This is a genomic window from Chryseobacterium sp. CP-77 (genome assembly GCF_036362765.1).
Classification (GTDB): domain Bacteria; phylum Bacteroidota; class Bacteroidia; order Flavobacteriales; family Weeksellaceae; genus Chryseobacterium; species Chryseobacterium cupriresistens.
This window is the reverse complement of record NZ_CP143637.1, coordinates 1,982,664-2,003,421: the sequence shown is the minus strand read 5'-3', so window position 1 is coordinate 2,003,421 and position 20,758 is coordinate 1,982,664. Positions and strand designations below refer to the sequence as shown.

Below are 20,758 nucleotides of genomic sequence, written 5' to 3'. Positions count from 1 at the left end.
TATTTTCAATTATACCACAACTCAAGTGCTCAATTTCTATATTTTGGAAGGGGGCGGAAATTCAAAGGATTTTTGACGGGGTGGTTTTATACATCATAAAAAAACGCAGAACTCTGTTCTGCGTTTTTTTATGATAGACCTTAATCAATTAAAGGCTTTTCAGTAATTTTTCCGTATCTGTAGAATCCTGTCCTGTACTTTTGGCCAGTTCAATAGACTTTTCAGCCCATATTTTTGCATTTTTCTTATCACCTACCTTATTGTAAAGATTGGCTAAAGTATCTGTATTGGCAAAGTTCTGGTTTTTCTTTACAGATTCCTGTGCCCATGCAATGGCTTTTTCCAGAGAAGCTTTATTGCTCACATTCTCAAAGAAGTTCCATGCAAGAGAGTTCAGTTCTTCAGAACCTGCTGCAGAATAATCTTTGTAGATATCAAGGATCAGCTTTTCATACTCAGGAATATCTTTATTCTTTAAAGCTCTGTTGGCTTTCATTCTTTTTAAGATCTTGTCAGCCTCTTCTTTGCTTAGAAATTTCTGTGCTTCGGCCATAAAATAGCTGTCATCCCATTTTTTAGTATCCGGATTATAAGCTTTTTTAGAAATAGTATTCAGCTTGATATTTTTCTCAAACTTTTCATATTTATCTTCCGGGAAGAACTTAACGATATCAGCTTTTTTATCCTGGAAAATTTTGTATAAAGGACTGTCTGTAGTTTGTACTCCTGAAAGAAGCATTTGGATATCTTCCTGATCTAAGCTTGCTTTCTGTTGAAAATAACGGTTAAGAACTTTTCCGGCAAACTCGGCGTCATTATACATGGTAAGCCCGGCAAGATTCTTTAAAAATTCAGGATTCTTTTCTCCCTTTTCAAACTGCTGTTTCAAAGAGGTTAGTCTTTTATTGGGATCTTCAGCGTCTTTCGCAAACTGGATAAAGTCTTTTTCTTCCACATATCCTAAAGTTCTGTGCACAGCTTCACCGTTTCCGTCGATAAACAGGTAAGTAGGAAATGCTTTTACATTATATTTTCTGGCCAGCTCAATTCCTTCTCCTTTTTCCATATCAATTTTCGCATTGATAAAGTGGGAATTATAGTAATCTCCTACAGACTGAAGTGGGAAAATATTTTTAACCATCAGTTTACAAGGTCCGCACCATGAAGCATATGCATCAATGAAGACCAGTTTTTTTTCTTTTTTTGCTTTGGCAAGAATGGAGGCAAAATTGCCTTCTTCAAATTTAATTCCCTGTGCCCATGCAAGGACTCCTATAAAGATTGAGGAAAGTATGGCTATTTTTTTCATAAAAACTTTTTATTCCCTGCAAATGTAATAAATATGACGACACCTGAGCCGTCCATATTAAAAATAATTATACAGGAATTTTGGTTTTAAAACAGAAATCAGTTTATATTAAAGAAAACCATATATTATTTCTGTCTTATTATTAAAATTAATGTAAATTGGTGTTTTTGGTTAAATGATTAAATTTCAATATAATGTTTTAATAAAAAATAAAATATCACTAGTTTTGTAAAAAACAAAAAGACACTCCGTGAAATCAATGATGAATTATTATAAAATGAAAATAATAATTTGTTTTTCTATGCCTAAAAGTCTTTTGAAATTTTTGTTTTTGCTGGCAACAGCAATTCCCATATTTGCCCAGAAAAAAAATAGCTTTGATCTTATCTGTGAAAGGACTTCTTCTTTTACAGCCTATAAAGATTTACCCAAAGCCATCAAAACAGCAGATTCTCTCTATATGAAGGCACAAAAGCCATCAGAGAAAATTAAGTGTCTTATCCTTTCTTCAGAGCTGTACCATCATGCCGGTGAACTTAAAAAAGCAATCTGTTACAGTGAAAATGCCCATTCGGTAATCAATCTGACTAATGATCCTGAATGGATGGCTGTAGTAACCCGATTACTTGCGAGACAATATAGACAGGTAGGGTTATACGAAAGATCCAAAAAATATATTATAAAAGGACTGCAGGCTTCAGCCCGGATCACCGATTTTCAGAAAAGTAATGAAGCCGCAGGACTGCTGAATCAGGAAATGGCTTTTTATGAAATGGAGATGGGGAATTATCCTAATGCCATACAGCATATCGAATCCTCCCTGAAATATTTTGAAAAAATCAACAGTTGTAATGAAAACAGAACCGTAGCGGCATCTTATCAACTATTGGGAGATGTCTATTTCAAGCTTAATAATTATTCCGTCTCTGAAGATTACTATCGAAAAGCAGAAGGATTGCTAAAGAAAGGAAGCTGTACGCTGGGATTGGTTTATAATGGCCTGGGAGGAATCCGTTTGAAGCAGAAAAACTGGAAAGATGCTGAACTGTATCTTAAAAAAGCAGAAAAAATTGCCGATACTTCCCGAAGTCTTAAACTTAAAAAAGCAGTTTATTCCAATATTAATGATTATTACGAAGGAGTTGGGGACAATTTCAAGGCTTCTTTATATGCGGTAAAATATGTACGTGCCTATGACAGTATTGCAGCGCGCAACCAGAGTTTTGCCATGAAAGATTTTGAAAATCCCAAAGGAAAAGCTACCAAAAAAAATACGCAGATGAATGGAGTGAAGAATGCAGCTATTGTCATTCTGTCCCTTTCATTGGTTGGCCTGTTTCTTTTTATTAGAAGGAAACAGAAAAAACAGCGGTCAAAACTTAGAAATATCATCAGAACCCAGTTGAACATGATCGGTAACAGGACACACTATCCTTTAAAACAACCTGGTGATTTTGAGTTTTCCAATATTTTTGTGGAAGAAATTGATGAAAAAGACTCCGAGACAGACCGAAGAAGAAATGACTCTCTGATGACCCCGGAAACAGAATCAAAACTGCTGGAACTGCTTGAGGATTTTGAAAAAGGTAATCTCTATAACAATAAAGGCATGTCCCTGTCCTTTCTTGCCGGAGAATTGAACACCAATACAAAATATCTTTCTTATGTGATCAATCAGCATAAAAATGCTGATTTCAAAACGTATATCAATCGTTTAAGAATCAACTATATTGTAGACAAACTGATCAATGATGAGAAGTACAGACAGTATAAAATAAGTATCCTTGCTGATGAATGCGGATTTTCTTCCCACAGTAAATTTGCTGCAGTCTTCAAGGCGGTCACAGACTATTCTCCATCAGCATACATTAAATATCTGGATAGTGAAACCCGGTCAGATAAAAAATAGTCATTTTCCCGAAAATGATTAAAAACGGGCATTTTATCCAATTCTATATTGCCATTTTCACGAAAATGAACAACCTATTATTTTAAAGGAACCCTCTGCTATCATATCTTTGTGGCAGTTTCAAAGTACACAACAGTTCTGTTACAGCTTATCACTTTTATTTCATTTTTGAACTAAGATCATTATAAGAGAAACTGCCATTCCCATTTTTTTAACTTTTTAAGGAAATATTCTGACCAGAATATCTGCCATATCCTATAATCGGGGTTGATTGCCCGGTTTTTTTTCAGTCAAGTTTTTTTAAGTGCAAATCCACAGACGTCTGTGGATTTGTGATTTTATTTAACTTTCGTACTGTCGGTTTTTACTTTTGAAGAATCCGAGGAAGGGATTGAATTCGCTACAGCAGAATCTCCCATTCTGTTTCTTAAGGAATCTTTATTGTGAGCTTCTTTATATTCCTCTCTTTTTTCTTTGTTTTGAGCACAGCTTCCAAGGAAAAGAAGTCCAAAAACTGCTCCTATCCATAATTTTCTCATAATAGTTAATTTTGATTGTTGATGTAATCAAATATAAGGATTAAAAGATAAAAGATAAAAGATAAAAGATAAAAGATAAAAGATAAAAGATAAAAGATAAAAGATAAAAGATAAAAGGTGTTCCTTTAAATTTTGGATTCAATAGGGGGGAGCTTTAGCCCCGCCGTTAGAAATAATATATAATCACCAACTGTAGTCAAAAACCTGGAATAAGCGTCTTTTCAAGCCAAAATTTGAATATCCAATATTTATGGTTATCCAATAAAAAAATCTGCAGCGCTTTCATCTGCAGATTTTCCATTTTAAATTAAACGTATATACATGTTATTTGACAGGAGACGTTGCCATAGAATCCCTTTTGATCATGATTGTATCAGGATTCGTCCTTTTTGTAGTCATCGTATCAGTAGTTGTAGGCGGTATACTTTTTTGGGTACTGTCTACTGTTGCTGAATCTCTGCTACTTGTTGACATTGTCGATTCTTTGGTTCCACAGCTCACTGCAAATATTCCTATTCCGACAGCTGTTAGCAATAACTTTTTCATATTATTTTATTTTGGGGTGTATAATAACAGAAAATCAATAATTATTCCTAACAGGACATTGAAAATCGTAAAATATCGGTAAAGTTTGTTAAAAGATGTTAGTGCAGCTATCGGGTTTCGGGATACGAGCTACGGGGATATGCGAGATTCGAGTTTAATGTTTAATGCAGTCCAAAAAATACTTTATTACCAAAAATACTCTAATATTCTCAACCCCTCAACCCCTCAACCCCTCAAACTCTCAAACTCTCAACCCCGAATCCCGCACCTCGTATTTCAAATCTCGTACCCCGAAACCCCACAAAAAAGCCCCGAAACCGAAATTCCGAGGCTGTATTCAAGGAACAGACAACAAATTACTCATTGCTCATTACTTATTATTTATTAATTATCCCAGGTATGGATATTTGTAGTTTTTAGGAGAAACAAAAGTTTCTTTTACGCTTCTTACAGAAACCCATCTTAGAAGGTTCATTTTAGAACCTGCTTTATCATTTGTTCCTGAAGCTCTACCACCACCGAAAGGCTGCTGTCCTACTACGGCACCCGTTGGTTTATCATTGATGTAGAAGTTACCTGATGCATTTTCTAAAGCTTTGTAAGCTTCAGCGATTGCGTAACGGTCTTGTGAGAACACAGAACCAGTCAATGAATAAGGAGATGTTGAATCTACAAGCTTCAACGTTTCTTTCCAGTCCTGATCTTCATATACGTAGATGGATAAGATTGGTCCGAAGATCTCTTCAACCATACTTTCGTAATGAGGATTTGTAGTTTCAATTACTGTTGGGTGTACGAACCATCCTTTAGAATCATCATATTTTCCACCGATTGCAACAGTAGCTTCACCTGAAGCGTTTGCTCTGTCGATATATCCTTTACATTTTTCGAAAGAATTCTTGTCGATTACAGCGTTGACAAAGTTAGAAGTATCTTCCGGCGAACCGATTTTGATAGTGCTCATCTGCGCTTCCATTACTTTTTTCACATCAGTCCAAAGAGACTTAGGGATATAAGCTCTTGAAGCTGCAGAACATTTTTGTCCCTGGTATTCGAAAGCACCTCTTACCAATGCAGTAGCTACAGCTTCCACGTTAGCAGACGGGTGAGCAATAACGAAGTCTTTACCACCAGTTTCTCCAACGATTCTTGGATATGTTCTGTAGTTGTGGATATTATCACCGATCATTTTCCACATTCCCTGGAATACTTTTGTGGAACCAGTGAAGTGAAGACCTGCAAAATCCGGGTGAGCCAAAACTTTCTCAGCAGTTTCTTTTCCGTCTGTAAAGATCATGTTGATAACCCCTGCAGGAAGACCCGCTTCTGTTAATACATCCATAATTACTTTTGCAGAATATACCTGCTTGTCAGAAGGCTTCCAAACCACTACGTTTCCTAGCATCGCCATACAAGTAGGAAGGTTTCCGGAAATCGCTGTAAAGTTGAATGGAGTTACTGCAAAACAGAATCCTTCTAATGGTCTGTATTCAACGCGGTTCCAGATTCCGTTATCAGAAACCGGCTGCTCAGCATACATTTCTGTCATGAACTCTACATTGAATCTTAAGAAGTCGATGAACTCACAAGCGGAATCAATTTCAGCCTGGTGTACGTTTTTAGACTGCCCGATCATTGTTGCTGCATTAATCACATCTCTGTAAGGTCCTGCCAAAAGATCGGCTGCCTTTAAGAAAATTGCTGCACGCTGTTCCCAGCCTAGTTCATTCCATTCTTTTTTAGCTGCCAATGCCGCGTTGATAGCGTCATCCACATGCTGCATACCACCCTGGTAGTAGAATCCGAAATCATGAGCATGATCCTGTGGAGACTGAAGCTGTACTTTTGTTTCAGTTTTTACTTCTTTTCCATTGATAATCATTGGGATTTCTACCTTTTCAGCCCACATTTTTTTATAAGTGTCGATAAGGCTTTTAACTTCCGGAGATCCCGGTTCGTATGAGTTTACAGGCTCGTTTACCGCTAATGGTACTTGCGAAATTGCTTTTGACATATTACGTTTTATTATTTTATTAAATTAATAAGATGTGTATACAAATTTACGATAATTATAAGGAAAGAAAAAATGCCGTCTTTTTTTGTCAGATAAACCAGAAAACAGATCTGATACTATTATTTATGCTTTTTCTGAGATAAATTTTTATTAAATCTTGATTTATTTTCAGAATTCTTTAGGTTTTAGAAAAAAATACACCATTTTGTTATAATTATAGGAATTAAGGCAATAAAACATTTGTCATAGTTTAAGAATTGCTGTTAATGACTGTAAATAAAGGGTTTATGTTACAATGTTAAAATTATATAAATTCACTTTTGTTGCGATTTTGAACATTTTAAATAATTTTTTTGATAGCCGGAGGGATCAGATTGTTCTAATTTTACATCATTATTATCAGGTATGAAAAAAAGAGTCTTATTTTTCTCTTTTGTGATATTTTTCTCAGCTTTGTGTGCAGGTCTTTTTGCACATAAAGGGAAAACTCAGCCATATTCTGATATCCTTTCAAAAATTCATCTTTTACAGCAGAAATCTGATCAGCAGACCCAGCCTGAACTCTATAGTTTTTCAGATGTGCAGGATGTGCAGGATTCCAACGACTGGGAGAAAGTAAAATTCGATTACTCAATACTTGCACAGCAGTGGCTGCACTATTTCTTTGCACGTTACACTTACAATACACAGGTTGCGGCTGTTCAAAACCGCGTTTATATTACGGCACCAAGATACATCCTGTATCACTGTCTGCAGGTAGCGGGCTGCTAAGCCCTTTTCTTAATTTTTAATGATCCGTTGTGGTTTGTATTCATGTCAATACAGATCTGAAAACATCATTTCCCATTTTACATTTTTGAACAGGTCTGTTTGCCTTTACGGAGAGGTGAACCGGATATTGTTTGTCCAATTTTAAATAAAAATATTATGCACTTAACACCAAGAGAAACGGAAAAGCTTATGCTGTTTCTGGCAGGCGAACTCGCTCTGAAAAGAAAGGCAAGAGGCCTTAAATTAAACTACCCGGAATCCATTGCTCTGATCAGCCACTTTCTGCTTGAAGGCGCAAGAGACGGGAAAAAAGTAGCCGAACTGATGCAGGAAGGCGCAAATCTCCTTACTAAAGAGGATGTAATGCCGGGCGTTGCGGAAATGATCCACGATGTTCAGATTGAAGCTACTTTCCCGGACGGAACCAAACTGGTAACCGTACACAATCCAATCCGCTAATACTACTGATTATGATACCAGGAGAAATTTTTGTAAAAGAAGGTACAATTATCTGCAATGAGGGCAGAGAAACTGTGAAAATAAAAGTAACCAATACAGGAGACAGGCCTATTCAGGTAGGTTCACACTTCCATTTTTTTGAAGTTAATAAAGCGATGAGCTTTGATCGTGAAAAAGCTTTTGGAAAGAGACTGAATATTGTAGCAAGTACTGCAGTACGTTTCGAACCGGGAGAAGAAAAAGAAGTGGAATTGGTAGAAATAGGAGGAACCAAAAAAGCAATGGGCTTCAATAATCTTGTCGATGGGCAGGTAGATTCTGAAGAACAGAAAAAAGTAAGCCTTGCAAAAGTTGAAGAGTTAAACTTTAAAAATCATTAAGATGAGCTTACACGTAGACAGAAAACAATACGCCAATATATTAGGTCCTACAGCGGGAGACAAAATCAGACTGGGCGATACTGAAATTATTATTGAAATCGAGAAAGATTTCACCCATTATGGTGACGAAGCTGTTTTCGGAGGTGGAAAAACCGTTCGTGATGGTATGGGGCAAAATGTTACCGCTAAAAGAGACGAAGGCGTGCTGGATCTTTGTATCACAGGAGCTGTGATCATTGACCACTGGGGAATTGTAAAAGGTGATATCGGAATCAAAGACGGAAAGATCGTAGGAATCGGAAAAGCAGGAAACCCTGATACGATGGATGGTGTAAGTCCTAATATGATTATCGGGGCTTCAACTGAAGTTCACGGAGGAAAAGGATATATTGTAACTGCCGGAGGAATTGACACTCACATTCATTACATCTGCCCTCAGCAGATCGAAACATCCCTATACAGCGGAATTACCACAATGATTGGAGGTGGTACAGGTCCAAATGACGGAACCAATGCTACTACCGTTACCCCGGGAAAATTCAACATGCAGAAAATGCTTGAAGCAGCAGAAGAATATCCTATGAACCTTGGTTTCTTCGGAAAAGGAAACTGTTCAGCTGAAGAACCTATTGAAGAACAGGTGGAAGCCGGAGCTTTGGGAGTAAAAATTCACGAAGACTGGGGAGCAACTCCTGCAACGATTGATGCTGCACTGAAAGTAGCCGATAAATATGACGTTCAGGTGGCTATCCATACAGATACATTGAATGAAGGAGGTTTTCTTGAAGATACGATGAGAGCAATCAACGGAAGAGTAATCCACACTTTCCACACAGAAGGAGCAGGTGGAGGCCACGCACCGGATATCATTAAAGCAGCCATGTATCCGAATGTATTGCCGGCTTCTACCAATCCTACACGTCCTTATACCATCAATACCATTGATGAACATTTAGACATGCTGATGGTGTGCCACCATTTGAGCAAAAACATTCCTGAGGATGTAGCGTTTGCAGATTCACGTATTCGTCCTGAAACCATTGCAGCAGAAGATATCCTTCACGATATGGGTGTTTTCAGTATCATGAGCTCAGATTCTCAGGCGATGGGAAGACCGGGGGAAGTGATCACCAGAACATGGCAGACGGCGAGCAAAATGAAAGAGCAGAGAGGTGATCTGGCTGAAGATAAAGATAGCGGAAATGACAATTACCGTGCAAAAAGATATGTGGCAAAATATACCATTAACCCAGCTATTGCACACGGGATTTCAGAATATGTAGGATCGATTGAGGAAGGGAAATTAGCGGATTTGGTGATCTGGAAACCGGCCTTATTTGGAGTAAAACCCGAAATGATTGTAAAAGGAGGATTTGTCATTGCGGCTAAAATGGGAGATCCTAATGCTTCTATTCCAACGCCTCAGCCTATTATTTACAGAAATATGTTCGGAGCCCATGGAAAAGCTAAGTTTGGTACTTGTGCGAACTTCGTTTCTCAGATCTCAATTGACAATGGAACCATTGCTTCTTATAAACTGGAGAAAATGATTCTTCCTGTGAAAAACTGTAGGAATATTTCCAAAAAAGATCTTATCCACAATGATAAGACGCCTTTAATAGAAGTAAATCCAGAAAACTATAAAGTAACGGTAGACGGAGAATACATCACTTGTGAACCGGCAGAAACACTTCCTTTAACACAGTTGTATTACTTGTTCTAAGATAAATTTTACAAATAAACCTAACAGGTTTCAAAAACCTGTTAGGCTTAGCCAAAGTTTATCCGATACAATTTAAAACAATTATAGAACTAAGTTTAGAATGAAATATTTAAATAAAACAGTTGTTTCTCTTACTGTTGCCGGAATGTCATTACTTCCCGGTAATGTAAGTGCCCAGTTTCTGGGCGGACACAGATTGAAAAGTGATGAAGACGGACCCAAAGGACAGTTTATGGTGTACGGTTCATTAGACTATTCAAAACTTACAACCCCATCAAGCAGCAGCAGTACCGTTTCCAGCGCACCGCTTGGAGTAGGGTACTTCATCAATAATAATGACCTTGTCGGAGTTAATTATGCTTACTCGCAGAATACAGTAGATCACAATGTAGTTTACAAACAAAATGAAGCGGGAATCTGGTATAGTCCTTCAGTAATGCTTGGAAAATATTTTGTGTTGATTGGTCAGGTGGATGCCCACTATGTTTGGGGACAGCAACTTTCAACAGCAGCGGATGCTATGCAGAATTTTAACGGATTCCGTCTTCGTGCCTATCCTTTGATCGGAATCCTATTAGGTGGCGGCTGGGCACTGAAATTCAAATTTGCAGAACTTTCAATGCTTCAGACCAAAACAAAAGAAGAAGGCTGGACGAAAAGCTATGTAGCGGGAATCAGCGGTTCAACATTCGGGGTGGGAATCTCCAAAAACTTAGACTTCAGAAAAAAATCCAACAATGATAATTAATCAAATCATAGGCAATCTTGCTGAAAACCCTACGGAGAAAACCATAGACTATCTTGATCTGGAATGGTTTGAAACCACCAAAAGAATCCAGCGTAAAAAAACCAGACAGGGAACTGATGTTGCCATCAAGTTTCTCAGAGAAGGACAACGATTATGGGAAGGGGATATTCTCTTTGAGGATGCCGAAAAAATAATTGCAATCAATGTTCTGGAAACGGAAGCCATTGTGATGTCACCAGCTTCCCTGCTGGAAATGGGTACTGTATGTTATGAGATCGGAAATAAACATATTCCGCTTTTTATTCAGAATGACAAAGTGTTGCTTCCTTTTGAAATGCCGATGTTCAGATGGCTGGAAGCAAGCGGCTTCAAACCGGAAAAACAATCGGTGAAACTGCTGAATCTTCTTAAATCTAATGTAGAACCGCATGGACATGGAAGTCTGGGCTCCACAATCTTTACAAAAATCTTAAAAATGGCTGCTCCGAAAGATGAATAATATGAATTTCCTGTCAGGACTGCTTCATCTCGCAGATCCTACACTTCCCATCGGAGGATATACCCATTCCAACGGACTTGAAACGTATGTGCAGGAAAGAATTGTACATGATCTGGCAACCGCGAAAGAATTTGTGCAGAATATGCTTCAGTACAACCTTAAATTCAATGACGGCGCTTTTGTAAAACTGGCTTATGAAGCAGCAGAAAAGGGAGATTTGCAGCAGCTTTTAGAACTGGATAATGAATGTAATGCGATAAAATGTCCAAAGGAAATTCGCCAGGCGAGCCAGAAACTGGGACTCAGACTCATTAAGATCTTCAAAAGGAGAGAAAGTTTCCCTTTCATGGAAGCTTTTGAGAAAGCGGTTCAGCATAAAGAAGCCAATTCTCATTACTGTATTGTATTTGGAGTATATGCTTATCTGATGAAAATTCCTTTGTATGAAGCCCTTTTAGGATTCTATTACACTTCAGTTGCCGGGATGATTACCAACGCTGTAAAACTTGTTCCTCTTGGACAGCTGGATGGACAGGATATTTTATTCTCACTCTACCCCGTCATGGAAAAAACTGCTTTGGAAACTATGGAACTAGACAGAGATCTTGTGGGGCTTTGTAATACAGCCTTTGACATCAGATGTATGCAGCATGAAAGATTGTATTCAAGACTTTATATGTCGTAAGACAAAAGTAAAAAGACAAAAGTAAAAAGATAAAAGTTAAAAGGGAGGAAAGGCAAAATGATGGATAACGATTGTAGAGCTAAGAAAATGAAAATCTTATGACTGATTGGGTGGTGTGTTTCTTAGCTGAATGAAATGCCTTTGCGCCCTTTATCATATTCTCAATTAATAAAAAATTATACGTGAAACAAGGTGCTGTTTGCTAAGTGAAACACCCTTGCCATCGAAAAATATTCACAGTAAAGAAAACTTAGCGCCTATAGCGTTAAAACAATAAAATAAAATTTAAAGAAAATGGAAAACAGAAAATATATAAAAGTAGGAGTGGCAGGACCTGTAGGTTCAGGAAAAACTGCATTATTGGAACGTTTAAGCAGAAAATTATTCGGGACTTATGATCTTGGAGTCATCACGAATGATATTTATACCAAAGAAGATGCTGAATTTATGGCGAAAAACAGTCTTCTTCCCCACGACAGAATTATCGGGGTAGAAACAGGAGGCTGCCCCCATACAGCGATCCGTGAAGATGCAAGTATGAACCTTGAAGCGGTAGACGAACTGGCAGCGCGTTTCCCGGAAATCGAACTGGTTTTGATTGAAAGTGGTGGCGATAACCTTTCTGCAACATTCAGTCCCGATCTTGCAGATGTTACCATCTTTATCATCGATGTAGCAGAAGGCGAAAAAATCCCTAGAAAAGGAGGACCGGGGATTACAAGATCGGACTTACTGATCATCAATAAAATTGACCTTGCCCCTTACGTAGGTGCCAGCCTTGAAGTGATGGAAAATGATGCCCGAAGAATGAGAAAAGGGAATCCTTTCGTATTCACCAACCTGAAAACAGATGAAGGATTGGATAAAGTAATAGGCTGGATTAAAAAATATGCCCTTTTAGAAGAAATTGAAGAACCGAATCTGGTAAGATAAATGGATAGTCATTTAAAAATTATTGCAGGATTCAAGGGAGGAGAATCCTATGTGAAAGATCTTTATGTCTCACTTCCTTTCAGAGTCGTTTCTGTAGGACAGCGAAAAAGTGACAAAAAGCTCTATCAGATGGTGATGAGCTCCTCTCCGGGAATTCTGGATGGAGATCACTATCATTTGGAAGTTACCCTTGAAAAAGGAGCTGCGCTTCAGTTGCAGTCACAATCCTACCAAAGGCTTTTCAATATGCAGGACAAAGCACTTCAGGAACTCAATGTATCTATGGAAGATGAAACTTCTTTCGCTTATGTTCCTCATCCGATAGTTCCCCACGAGGATTCGAACTTTAAGAGTAAAGCGAATATTCATATCGGGAACAACAGCCAGATCATCATCAGTGAAATTATTACCTGCGGAAGAAAACATTACGGTGAAGTTTTTAAACTGAAACGTTTTCAGAACGTGATGGAAATCTACCACAACAATAAACTGGTTGTGAAAGATAATGTGCTGATTCAGCCTGAAATGATTCCGATCAGCAGCATTGGAAACCTGGAACAATATACCCATCAGGGAACCCTTATTTTCTACAGTACAAAAGAAAATGTAGATAAAAACAGATTGCTTGAGGAAATTGTTGAGGCCGCGGCACAGCATGGTGAAGAAATGGAGACAGGAGTTTCTGCAATGGAAAACAACGGTTTTGTAGTAAGAGCTCTGGGACATGGAGGTGAAATAATGTATAATTTCTTTCTGCATATTCAGGAGGTTCTCTGGTCATTGGAGTAAAAAGAGATCCTTGTCAAGGATTCTAATATATTCAATAGAAGCGGGCTTTAGCCCGCGAAATAAAAATTAATCTTCCATTGGCTTTAGCCAAAACTTAATGGAGAACAATAATAGATAAATAGAAAATGGATAGTACAGTTTGGGCACTTCTTTTGAGCGCCGTTTCAATAAGTTTTATACACACCGCCTCAGGCCCGGATCATTACCTGCCTTTTATAGTGATCTCAAAATCTAAGAAGTGGAGCGGAATGAAGACGGCTATATTAACAGTTGTCTGCGGTTTCGGACACGTATTCAGTTCCCTGATCTTAGGTTTTATCGGGGTGTTCCTGGGATGGCAGCTGAATAAAATCTCATGGTTTCAGGATATCAGAGGAAATTTCTCCGGATGGGCACTGCTGATCTTTGGCGGTGTTTACCTTGTATACGGTCTCATTCAGGCGATCAGAAACAAACCGCATAAACATTTTGATGTGATGGGTGATGATGTATATGTCTACGAACATAATCACAGCGAAGTCGTAATGCCTCAAAAAAGAATAAAAGTAACACCGCTTGTCCTGTTCATGATTTTTGTGATGGGACCAAGTGAACCTTTGATTCCTTTATTATTTTATTCAGGAGTAAAACATTCCATGTCTGAAATTGCTGTACTGGTAACCTCTTTCACCGCTACAACGGTGTTGACCATGCTTGGAATGGTTCTTTTGGGACGCTATGGGTACTCAACACTATTCAATACCGAAAAACTGGAAAGATATATGGGCGTGGTAAGCGGAGCAGTAGTAACTGTGTGCGGAGTTGGAATGGTCTTTCTTGGATGGTAAACGTGTTTTCGGGATTCGAGTGGGAGAGTTTGAGAGTAAGAGAGTTTGAGAGTTTTGATGTGGATTCCGAAACCCGCACCTCGCAACCCGCAACGAAAAACAAACAACAACCCCATTATTAATAAATTAAAAAAACTATGGACGAATTTTTCAAAAAACTACCCTTTACAGACAATATTTTAAAAGGAATCGGGCAGATTATGCTCCAGGAAAACAGATGGACCGGATTACTTTTTCTGATAGGAATCTTTATGGGAAGCTGGCAGTGTGGAGTGGCCGTATTGCTTTCAACAGCAGCCGGAACTTTTACTGCAATGAAGCTTAATTACAACAAATCTGAAATCAATGCCGGACTTTATGGTTTCAGTGCGGCTCTTGTGGGAGTGGCGCTGTCCTTTCTATTTGAGACAACCTTGCTGATCTGGATTTTAATTGTTTTGGGCGGAGCGTTAGCGGCTGTGATTCAGCATTTCTTTATCCAAAAGAAAATACCGGTGTTTACTTTTCCTTTTATTGTTATTACATGGGTAATGGTATTTGTACTCCACCATTTTACTCATATTCCACCCTCTGCGATGTTGAGCGCTGAAGTGGTGCCTACAGAATATGATGATTTTCTTGCCTGTACCAATGGTTTCGGTGAGGTAATCTTTCAGGGAGGAATCCTTTCGGGAATGATTTTCTTCCTTGCCGTTTTCATCAGTTCGCCAATATCAGCTTTATACGGATTGGCAGCATCTATTTTGGGGGCAGGATTATCACAGTTGAATGGAGAACCCATCAAAGAAATCCACATGGGATTATTTGGATTTAATGCAGTGCTTTCCGCAATTGCTTTTTCCGGAATCAAAAAAACGGATGGTTTGTGGGTCTTGATCGCTGTTCTTATCACCATTGTCATTGATGATCTTTTAATAGACAATCACTGTCTGGATATTGTGGGTGGAGTATTTACTTTCCCATTCGTAGCCGGAACATGGATTACACTTTTGATTCAAAAAGTATTTCTTAAAACAAAAAAATAAAAAGTTAGAGAGTCTTAGAGTGGGAGGGTTTGAGAGTAAGAAAGTTCAAGGTTTAAAGTTTAAAGTTTTTCATGATGATTGACAATTCACTGGCGAAGCCAAATTCACTATTGACATTCCTCTAACTTCTAAAATCAAAATATAACTAAACTAAAAAATGAAAGTAACAAAAATAGCAGCCGTATTTCTGGCTATGGCATTCAGTGGAAAAATGATGGCGCAGGAAGCAGAAAAACAGTTGCTGATCAAAGATGCAGATGACAAATTTCCCATTGCAGATGTTTTGGTGAAATACGACCATGGAAACAGTCATACCCATACGGCAACAGACGGAACATTTGCCGTTCCCGTAAAATCTCTTCCTGATACCCTTGTGATCAGCCGTCAGGGATATGATGAAGTAAAATGGGTAGTGATTAATGATGATGATAAAAATAAAGTTATTTTTTTACAGCATAAACCTTTTCAGATTTCTGAAGTAGCCATTAATCACAGTTCATTTCTGTCTGCTATTACAAAGGTTGATCTGAATAAATTTCCGGTCAGCTCAGCGCAGGATCTGTTGAGAAAAGTTCCGGGGCTGTTTATTGCACAGCATGCAGGAGGAGGAAAAGCTGAACAGCTTTTTTTAAGAGGATTTGATGCCGATCATGGTACAGACGTAAGCGTCAATGTAGACGGAATGCCTGTGAACATTGTTTCCCATGCCCATGGTCAGGGATATTCTGACTTACACTTTGTGATTCCTGAAACTGTCAATAATATTGATTTTGGAAAAGGAGCCTATTACATGGACCGTGGGGACTTTAACACAGCCGGTTATGTTGATTTTCAGACCTACAATGGATTGAAAAACAGCATGATCAAACTGGAAGGAGGTTCTTTCAACTCCAAAAGAGTATTGGGAATGTTCAATATTCTGCATGATGATCTGGGAAGAAAAAATGCCTATATAGCTGCAGAATATAATTATACAGACGGCCCTTTTGACGTGAAACAGAATTTTAACAGGGTTAATATTTTTGGGAAATACAATCAATGGTTGACTGACAAAGACTATTTCAACATCCAGTTTTCAACATTCAATTCTTCGTGGAATGCTTCCGGGCAGATTCCGGAACGTGCTGTAGACGAAGGAATCATCGGCAGATGGGGAAGTATAGATCCTACAGAAGGTGGAAAAACTTCCAGAACAAACCTTCAGATGAATTTCAAGCATATTATTTCTCCTTCCGAGCAGATTGATGCTATGGCTTTTTATTCAAAATACAACTTCAACCTGTATTCTGATTTTACCTTTAATTTAAAAGATAAAGAGCATGGAGATGAAATTCAGCAGACGGATGGAAGAAATATTTACGGTGCTGAAGTAAAGTATACAAAGACTTTTTCCTTTGCCAACAGCTCTTTAAACTGGACTTCAGGAATCGGATTAAGAAATGATGATATTAATACTTTACAGCTTAATCATGTGTATCACAGAGATCTTCTGCTGGACAGATTATCAGATGTGACAGGAACAGAAACCAATCTTCATGCGTATTCAGGATTGATCTGGAAAACAGGAAAATGGACCATTAATCCTGCTTTGAGAGTGGATCATTTTATCTTTAATATGCATAATCTGCTGGATGTGGAGCAATTGCCATCCGGACAGTCAAAAGAAGCAACAAGGTTGAGTCCTAAACTTAATTTCTCCTACGCTCAGAATGACAATGTGATGTGGTTCCTGAAAACAGGAATGGGCTTTCACTCCAATGACCTAAGGGTGGTGGTTCCCAATAAGAACGAAAATACCCTTCCATATTCTATAGGAGCGGATTTCGGGGTAAGATTACACCCGTTCAAATCTTTGATCATTACTCCGGCCTTATGGTATATGGATCTTCAGCAGGAATTTGTGTATGTAGGAGATGATGCAGTGGTAGAGCCTTCCGGAAAATCAAGACGTTTCGGAGCCGATCTTGGTGTTCGCTTCCAGCCATTGGAAAACTTTTATCTGAATGCAGATATCAATTATTCCCACGCCAGATTTACCGAAGAAGAAGAAAAAGGTCAGGACTACGTTCCGCTGGCTCCGGTAGTTACCAGTACAGGATCTGTCAACTGGGATTTCCTGAATGGCTTTTCTCTGGGACTTCAGTACAGATATCTGGGAGCAAGACCCGCTGTAGAGGATAACAGCATCAGAACGAAAGCTTATTTTGTGAATGATTTGATGCTTTCCTATAATCGTCAGAAATGGGGAGCGAATGTTCAGCTGAACAATCTTTTCAATGTAAAATGGAACGAAGCTCAGTTTGCCACAGAAACACAGTTAAAAGGAGAAGCAGAGCCCATTACAGATCTTACCTATACACCGGGAAGCCCTTTTGGAGTAAGAGTAGGAGTGTATTATAAGTTCTAAACAGGAGAGTGGGAGAGTAGGAGAGTAGTAGAGTGAGAGGGTGAGAGAGTTTGAGAGTAGAAGGGTTGGAGAGAATAAATTATAGGTTTCGGGATACGGGTTTCGGGATACGTGTTTTCGGGATACGTGTTTTCGGGGATTTTATTATTTACACTTTAGCTTTTTCACTCTTTTACTTACCTCCTTTGCTTTAAAATATTTTGTATAACTTTAAATAATCATAACAAGGATATGGAAGTACTATCCAATTTTCAATATAAAAAGCTTTTTCTGCCGAATATTACGGATAAGATATTAGCCAATAATGCTGATATACAGCTCTATCGGATAGAAAATTATCTTAAAGGTATTCTGATGCCGGTGATTCCGTACCGTACTACATTTAATTTTATTATTTTCGTTACCAATGGGCATATCAGACAGTATCTTGAAAATAAAGAATATCATGCGGAAAAAGGAGGAGTAATCTTTATTAAACAAGGAACAATCACCGCAACCGTAGAGCTGTCAGACGATATTGAAGGTTTCTTCCTTGCTTATGAAAATAATATTCTGTCTGAACAGGAACTGCCCAAACATAAAAGCAGTATTTTCTTCATGACTCCCTTCCTGAATCTGGACAGCCTGACGTATGGAACCATTACACAGCTTCTCCCGATTATGGAACAGGAATTATGGTTGAATAATCTCAATATCAATGATGTAGTGGTGACAATGCTTCATTTGATTCTGATCAAAATGCTGAGCACAGATTCTGATACTCATCACAAATCTGCAACACGCCCCATGGAACTGTCTCTTCAGTTCCGTGATCTTTTGTTTAAATATCATGTAGGAGAAAAAAGAGTAGCTTTTTATGCTGATAAACTGTCCGTTACGGAAAGTTATCTGAATAAATGTGTCAAAGGAGTTACTCAGAAATCACCAAAACAATGGATCAATGAGATTGATATCAATTACAGCAAAGCATTGCTTCACTCCAGTAAAGATATTGCAGAAATTGCCTATGAACTGAATTTCCATACCGCATCTCATTTTACCCAGCTTTTCAAAAAAATTGCAGGAATTACGCCAAAGGAATATAGAATCCAGTTTTTGAACAACAGCAGGATTTCAGTCTGATATAAAGAATTGAATTTGTGTAATGTCAATGGTCAATTTTTGCTGCGCAAGTGAATAGTCAATGAGTTGCTGAAGTACAGAATAAAAAATTTACTGCGAAGCAAATTCACCATTCATTATTGATTGGTCTCCCTTACATCTTTTCATTTTCCAGGATTTTCAGCACCAGTCTTTCTTCTTTTGTAAGATCGGCTTTTCCGTCATTTTCTTCTATCACTTCCAGTTCATCAAGATATTTTTTGATGGTATTATTCTCATAAAGGTTGATGACCAAAGGATGAACATAATACTTTCTGCAGACAGCCGATGTATTTCCCAGGTTTTCTGCCACGATGTCCAGGGCTTCTTTTACCTTCTTTTTATATTCACTGTCGTTTTCTGCATATCCGATTTCTTTAAAAGCGATCAGGGCACTTACGGTTCCGGACCATGTTCTGAAATCCTTTGCTGTAAAATCTTCACCACTGATCTCTTTGATATACTCATTTACCATCCCGGAATCGACAGAATGACGGTTTCCTTCATCATCAAAATATTGAAAAAGTTCTTTCCCGGGAATATCCTTGCATTTCTGAATAAGCCTTGCCAGCCTTGGACTCCTGAGGTCGATTTGATGCATGATACCTTTCTTTCCTTTAAAAGAAAAAGAAATTTTTTGTCCTTTTACCTTTACATGTTTATCCTTTAATGTGGTCAGACCAAAAGAACCGTATAATTTTTCATATACATTATTCCCGATACGGATATTGGTTCTTTGCATAAGGCTTACAATTAAGGCAAGGATTTTTCGTTTCTCAAAATTTCTCAGAGCAAGATCCTGTTCTATATGCAGACGGATGTCCGGTAATGCATACCCGAACTGAAGCATTCTGTAAAATTTTGTATGATTTCTTAAAGCACTCCACAGAGGGTGGTAGCGGTACTGTTTTCTTTTTTTTACATCGAAACCTGTGGCCTGAAGATGGCCATTGTCAAGAGCACAGATCCATACATTTTCCCAGGCAGGCGGAATCACCAGTTTATTGATCCTGGTAATTTCTTCTTTATCCTTTATTTTTTCGCCGTCTTTATAATAGGAATATTTCTTTCCGGTTTTCTTACGGGTAATTCCGGCGGTTTCCGCATCGGTGGTATATACGAGATGTACCGCCTTTGCAGAAGCTTCCGGATCCTTCATTATTTTAACAATTTTTGAAGGCTTAAGGTGAGAAATGATCTCCAAATCTGTATTCTTCTCCATAAAGCATGGTTAAGAGTTTTTACCCTTCGAAAAAATCAGTAAAATAATCCCTACTATCACACAGACTACGATTATTCCCCACCACATTCCTGCCTTAAAAATTGTTTCTACGGCTTCACAACTTGTTAATGTCAGTATACTTAACAGTATAATACTGTAAAAGCTCCATTTTTTCATAGGTATATATTTTGTTGGTGTGTTAAATTCTGAGTCGGTCAGCCCTCCATTTTTTGATAGACCTTTTAATTTCATCTCCTGAGATGTTTTCATGAAGTGCCCTGTATAAAAGCTCTTTGAATTCATCATCATACGTAAATCTCAGGGCAGCAATCTGATCGAATTTCAGTTTCTCAGCAGTTTCATCAGACCTTTTATTGAAGATCTCGAAATAACGCTGTTTAAACTCCAGTATCACCATACGGTTTTGAAGTCCCAGCGCGTAATGCTGCCTTGTCATCAAAGCCAGGTAAAAAAGCAAAAAAATCACGACAGAAAACAGTATCCAGATCAGCTTATTTCCCGGGTCATCCCAGATTTTGTAAATTCCTAAAATCTCCAATATTATTAGCAATGGAAGATAAATAAAATGATGTGGCGGATAAAATTTCCTGTGGTTATTGTAGTTTTGCTGTTTCATGCAATAAAATGTAGCAATAATCTTTCCAAAAATTTATTATTTTGATAATGTGGTAGTTTTTTTTACTTAAAAATGATGTATTTTATGAAATATATTTAGTGGTTGATTTTTTACTGACCTCTTTGACAATAAAGAATTATAAAGCAAAATAGCGGGTAGATTTACCTTTCAGACATCAAATTTTTTGTAACTTTCG

Annotated in this window: 20 protein-coding genes; 14 read left to right on the top strand and 6 right to left on the bottom strand. The window is 38.0% G+C overall.

The genetic code is table 11. The annotated features are described in order from the left end of the window. Positions 1–148: 148 nt before the first annotated feature. Positions 149–1,309, bottom strand: a complete 1,161-nt coding sequence (locus V0410_RS08905; RefSeq protein ID WP_330747191.1) for a thioredoxin family protein — start codon at positions 1,307–1,309, stop codon at positions 149–151. Between the two features lie 277 nt (positions 1,310–1,586). Between V0410_RS08905 and V0410_RS08900 the strand changes: the two genes are divergently transcribed. Then, on the top strand, positions 1,587–3,218 hold the full coding sequence (locus V0410_RS08900) for a tetratricopeptide repeat protein (protein ID WP_330747190.1): 1,632 nt from the start codon (positions 1,587–1,589) through the stop codon (positions 3,216–3,218). A gap of 338 nt (positions 3,219–3,556) precedes the next feature. Here V0410_RS08900 and V0410_RS08895 read toward each other — a convergent pair whose 3' ends face one another. The 3 genes from V0410_RS08895 to pruA all read right to left on the bottom strand — a co-directional run bounded on the left by V0410_RS08895 (position 3,557) and on the right by pruA (position 6,317). Beyond that, the gene (locus tag V0410_RS08895; protein WP_330747189.1) at positions 3,557–3,757 is read right to left on the bottom strand and encodes a hypothetical protein; all 201 of its coding nucleotides are present in this window, start codon (positions 3,755–3,757) and stop codon (positions 3,557–3,559) included. A gap of 324 nt (positions 3,758–4,081) precedes the next feature. Continuing rightward, positions 4,082–4,303 carry a cytochrome C551 gene (locus V0410_RS08890; protein ID WP_110011429.1) on the bottom strand — a complete coding sequence of 74 codons (222 nt, stop codon included), beginning with the start codon at positions 4,301–4,303 and terminating at the stop codon, positions 4,082–4,084. A gap of 388 nt (positions 4,304–4,691) precedes the next feature. Then, positions 4,692–6,317 (bottom strand): L-glutamate gamma-semialdehyde dehydrogenase, encoded by a 1,626-nt coding sequence (pruA, locus tag V0410_RS08885; protein ID WP_330747188.1) that lies wholly within the window; start codon positions 6,315–6,317, stop codon positions 4,692–4,694. 405 nt (positions 6,318–6,722) lie between these two features. On the opposite strand from pruA, the gene V0410_RS08880 reads away from it, so the two are divergent. The 13 genes from V0410_RS08880 (at position 6,723) to V0410_RS08820 (ending at position 18,685) form a co-directional block, all read left to right on the top strand. Then, positions 6,723–7,088, top strand: coding sequence for a hypothetical protein (locus V0410_RS08880; RefSeq protein ID WP_330747187.1), 366 nt, complete (start codon positions 6,723–6,725; stop codon positions 7,086–7,088). 156 nt (positions 7,089–7,244) lie between these two features. Further along, entirely contained in the window at positions 7,245–7,547 is a 303-nt protein-coding gene (gene ureA, locus V0410_RS08875; RefSeq protein ID WP_002977652.1) for an urease subunit gamma, read from the top strand. A gap of 11 nt (positions 7,548–7,558) precedes the next feature. Beyond that, positions 7,559–7,927 (top strand): urease subunit beta, encoded by a 369-nt coding sequence (gene ureB / locus V0410_RS08870; protein WP_034697259.1) that lies wholly within the window; start codon positions 7,559–7,561, stop codon positions 7,925–7,927. Position 7,928: 1 nt separating this feature from the next. Further along, on the top strand, positions 7,929–9,650 hold the full coding sequence (gene ureC / locus V0410_RS08865; RefSeq protein WP_330747186.1) for an urease subunit alpha: 1,722 nt from the start codon (positions 7,929–7,931) through the stop codon (positions 9,648–9,650). Between the two features lie 100 nt (positions 9,651–9,750). Beyond that, complete coding sequence (locus V0410_RS08860) at positions 9,751–10,398, top strand: hypothetical protein (protein ID WP_330747185.1); 648 nt, start codon at positions 9,751–9,753, stop codon at positions 10,396–10,398. Further along, positions 10,388–10,897: an urease accessory protein UreE gene (gene ureE / locus V0410_RS08855; RefSeq protein ID WP_330747184.1), complete on the top strand. Its 510-nt coding sequence runs from the start codon at positions 10,388–10,390 to the stop codon at positions 10,895–10,897. Before V0410_RS08860 ends, ureE begins: the two co-directional genes overlap by 11 nt. Then, positions 10,890–11,582, top strand: a complete 693-nt coding sequence (locus V0410_RS08850; protein ID WP_330747183.1) for an urease accessory protein UreF — start codon at positions 10,890–10,892, stop codon at positions 11,580–11,582. The genes ureE and V0410_RS08850 overlap by 8 nt, the downstream gene beginning before the upstream one ends. A 294-nt stretch (positions 11,583–11,876) precedes the next feature. Further along, positions 11,877–12,515 (top strand): urease accessory protein UreG, encoded by a 639-nt coding sequence (gene ureG / locus V0410_RS08845; protein WP_047094673.1) that lies wholly within the window; start codon positions 11,877–11,879, stop codon positions 12,513–12,515. Further along, positions 12,516–13,304, top strand: a complete 789-nt coding sequence (locus tag V0410_RS08840) for an urease accessory protein UreD (protein WP_330747182.1) — start codon at positions 12,516–12,518, stop codon at positions 13,302–13,304. Between the two features lie 125 nt (positions 13,305–13,429). After that, complete coding sequence (locus V0410_RS08835; RefSeq protein ID WP_047421274.1) at positions 13,430–14,131, top strand: membrane protein; 702 nt, start codon at positions 13,430–13,432, stop codon at positions 14,129–14,131. A gap of 137 nt (positions 14,132–14,268) precedes the next feature. Next, positions 14,269–15,156 (top strand): urea transporter, encoded by an 888-nt coding sequence (locus V0410_RS08830; protein ID WP_330747181.1) that lies wholly within the window; start codon positions 14,269–14,271, stop codon positions 15,154–15,156. Positions 15,157–15,313: 157 nt separating this feature from the next. Further along, on the top strand, positions 15,314–17,563 hold the full coding sequence (locus V0410_RS08825) for a TonB-dependent receptor (protein ID WP_330747180.1): 2,250 nt from the start codon (positions 15,314–15,316) through the stop codon (positions 17,561–17,563). 231 nt (positions 17,564–17,794) lie between these two features. Next, complete coding sequence (locus V0410_RS08820) at positions 17,795–18,685, top strand: helix-turn-helix domain-containing protein (RefSeq protein WP_213280179.1); 891 nt, start codon at positions 17,795–17,797, stop codon at positions 18,683–18,685. Positions 18,686–18,818: 133 nt separating this feature from the next. Here the strand turns inward: V0410_RS08820 and V0410_RS08815 are convergent, their stop codons facing one another. After that, positions 18,819–19,925 (bottom strand): DNA topoisomerase IB, encoded by a 1,107-nt coding sequence (locus V0410_RS08815; protein ID WP_110011424.1) that lies wholly within the window; start codon positions 19,923–19,925, stop codon positions 18,819–18,821. A 199-nt stretch (positions 19,926–20,124) separates the two neighbouring features. After that, on the bottom strand, positions 20,125–20,562 hold the full coding sequence (locus tag V0410_RS08810) for a DUF6526 family protein (protein ID WP_330747179.1): 438 nt from the start codon (positions 20,560–20,562) through the stop codon (positions 20,125–20,127). Between the last annotated feature and the right edge of the window lie 196 nt (positions 20,563–20,758).